The organism is Pseudomonas sp. RW10S2, from assembly GCF_014268985.1.
In the GTDB taxonomy this organism is placed as follows: Bacteria; Pseudomonadota; Gammaproteobacteria; order Pseudomonadales; family Pseudomonadaceae; genus Aquipseudomonas; species Aquipseudomonas wayambapalatensis.
Genome location: NZ_JABWRO010000221.1, coordinates 1 through 2,885, shown reverse-complemented (window position 1 = coordinate 2,885; position 2,885 = coordinate 1). Strand labels below are relative to the sequence as shown.

At 64.7% G+C, this 2,885-nt stretch carries 2 protein-coding genes; both read right to left on the bottom strand.

Annotated features, from left to right (window positions below):
• Positions 1-30 precede the first annotated feature (30 nt).
• On the bottom strand, positions 31-1,317 hold the full coding sequence (locus HU729_RS25290) for an ABC transporter substrate-binding protein (RefSeq protein ID WP_186711902.1): 1,287 nt from the start codon (positions 1,315-1,317) through the stop codon (positions 31-33).
• A gap of 107 nt (positions 1,318-1,424) precedes the next feature.
• Positions 1,425-2,678: an AGE family epimerase/isomerase gene (locus HU729_RS25285; protein WP_186711901.1), complete on the bottom strand. Its 1,254-nt coding sequence runs from the start codon at positions 2,676-2,678 to the stop codon at positions 1,425-1,427.
• Positions 2,679-2,885 lie beyond the last annotated feature (207 nt).

The window sequence follows — 2,885 nt, the reverse complement described above, 5'->3', positions numbered from 1 at the left end:
TGGGAGCGGGCTTGTCCCGCGATTGGGCCGTTATTGGGCGGCCTTGACCGCTGCGTTGAGCTTCTTCGCCGCATCGGCCGGATCGGCCTTCGGGTCGTTGATGTAGTTGGTCACCACATCGAAGAACGCCCCCTGCACGGCAAGCGTGGTCGCCATGTTGTGCGCCATGCTCGGCTGCAGGCCACCCGACTTGGCGTCTGCCAGGAAGTCCTTGGCAGCGGTCTGGGCGCAACTGTCGAAGCCATACTTGCTCATGTCGGCCAGCATGTCGTTGCGCACCGGGATCGATCCCTTGTTAATGCTGAAGGTCTTCTGGAAGTCTTCACCCAGCACACGCTTGGCAATGTCCTGCTGGCCTGCAGTGGTGCCTTCGTTCTTCTGCTTGAACACCGCCAGCGAGTCGATGTTGTACAGGAAGCCTTTGTCAGTGCCGGGGAAGGGTACGCACTGGTAGTCCTTGCCGGCGGTCTTCTTGGCCAGGGTCCACTCGCTCTTGGCCCAGTCGCCCATGATCTGCATGCCGGCCTTGCCGTTGATGACCTTCGCGGCTTCGAGGTTCCAGTCCTGGCCCTTGCCGTCAGGGTCCATGTAGGTGGCGACCTTCTTCAGCTCGGTCAGGGCCTTGACCATCTCCGGGCCGGTCAGGGCTTTTTCGTCGAGGTCGACCAGGGCCTTCTTGTAGCCCTCCACCCCCATCACCGCCAGCACCACGTTCTCGAACACGGTGCTGTCCTGCCATGGCTGGCCACCGTGGGCCAGGGGAATGAAGCCTGCGGCCTTGAGCTTGTCGGCTGCGGCATAGAATTCGTCGAGGGTGGTCGGCGCCTTGTCGATGCCGGCCTTCTTGAACACCTCAGGGTTGATCCACAGCCAGTTGATGCGGTGGATGTTCACCGGCACGGCGACGTAGTCACCTTCGTACTTGACGGTGTCGGCGACCTTCTTGTCGAGCAGGCTGTCCCACTTCTCCTGCTTGGCGACGTCCTTGAGCACATCGCTGTCGAGCAGGCCGGTGGCCGCCCAGTCCTGGATGTCCGGGCCCTTGATCTGGGCAACGCCGGGCGGGTTGCCGGCGACGGCGCGGCTCTTGAGCACGGTCATCGCGGTGGAACCACCGCCACCGGCAACAGCGCCGTCCTTCCAGGTGAAGCCGTCTTTCTCGACCTGGGCCTTGAGGACATCAACGGCAGCTTTCTCGCCACCGGAGGTCCACCAGTGCACCACCTCGACGCTGCCTTTGGATTCGGCGGCCAAGGCGCTGAGGGGCATGAGCGAGGCGAGGGAAATAGCGGCGGCGAGGCGCAGAGTGGAATTCATCGGTATACCTTTCTTGTTGTTATGCGGTGCAAGTCGTTCGCTTGCGTTGCATGAAGTCTAATGAGCGCGCAGACCAGGGCAGGTAACGAAGCGATGCGCGAATGTCATCACTTGGTTACATTGCCCAGGGCCAGCGCAGTGGCCAGGCTTGGTGCCAACGGCAGGCGCGGCAGGAGCACCGCCTGGTAGGCGTGGTAGAGATCGGGCTTGCCGCCCCAGATGCTTGCGCCAGGGCGGTTCTGCGGGTCCAGCTCATGGTGCCAGCTGCCGTGGACGCGATCGATGAAATGGCTGTCGATGAAGTCCCAGAAGCGCCGGTACCACTGCTCGTATTCACCTTCCCCGGTACGACGCAACAACGCTGCAGCCGTCGCACAGGCTTCGGCGTGGGTCCAGTGCAGGCGCGCCCGGACCACTGGCCGGTTCTGCCAGTCGAGGGTGTAGACGATGCCCGGCGCGCCATCAGCGTGCCAGGCGTGACGACAGGCATTGGCGAACAGCCCGCGCGCGTCGCTCAGCAACCACTGCGGGGCGGGCAGGCTGGCACGCTGGCGCGCGGCCTCCAGGTGCAGGACCAAGCGTGCCCACTCGAAGGCATGACCGGGCGTGGTGCCGTAGGGGCGAAAGCCGTCGGTGGGGTTGTCGTGGTTGTACTCGGGCAGCGCCTGCCAGTGCACGTCGAAATGCTCGATGACAGCGAAGTCATTGCCAGCGGCATAGGTGTGGATGATCCGTTCGACGATACGCAGGGCACGGTCTAGCCAGTGCGTGTGGCCAGTGACATCGGCCAGGGCGAGGAAAGCCTCGGTGGCGTGCATGTTGCTGTTGGCGCCACGGTAGGCTTCCGGCTGCGTCCAGTCACGGGCGAAGGACTCGCGCAGGGCGCCCTCCTCCTCGCTCCAGAAGCGCGTCTCGATGATCGCGATGGCCGCGCCGAGCAACTGCTCGGCGCCTGGTGCACCGGCGACTGTCGCAGAACTGGCGGCCAAGGCGACGAAGGCATGCAGGTAGGCGGTCTTGCCGGTGTCGCCCTCACCGTCGGCGCGGGCGAACCAGCCATCATCCCGCGCATCGCGCAACGGCCCTGCGAGCAGTGCTGCGACGCCGTGCTCCACCAGCGGCAAGCAGCCAGGGATGCCCTGCACATGCGCCATGGCGAAGCAGTGGGTCATGCGCGCAGTGTGCAGGGTTTCGGCGATCGCACTGTCGGGCAGCAGGCCATGGGCATCGAGGCTGCCGAAGCCGTCTGGCAGGCGCGAGGCCTTGGCGAAGGTCACCAGGCGCTGGCCCTCGGCGACCAGCCAGGCGTTGTGAACCGGGGAGTCGAGCCAACTGCAGAAAGGGAAATCAACGCTGTCCATCACCTGCTCAATCCTTGCCAGGGACAGGCCGGGTGCCTGTCGTCAGCGAATTCTAGCCAGCCGCCCCGGCGGGCATGTCACGAAGGCCTGCCTGAATGTCACCATCCTGTGACACTTGCAGTGGCCTCATCGCGGGACAAGCCCCACAGGGCCCCGCTGGTTTCGAAATCAGCGGGGCCCTGTGGGAGCGGGCTTGTCCCGCGATAG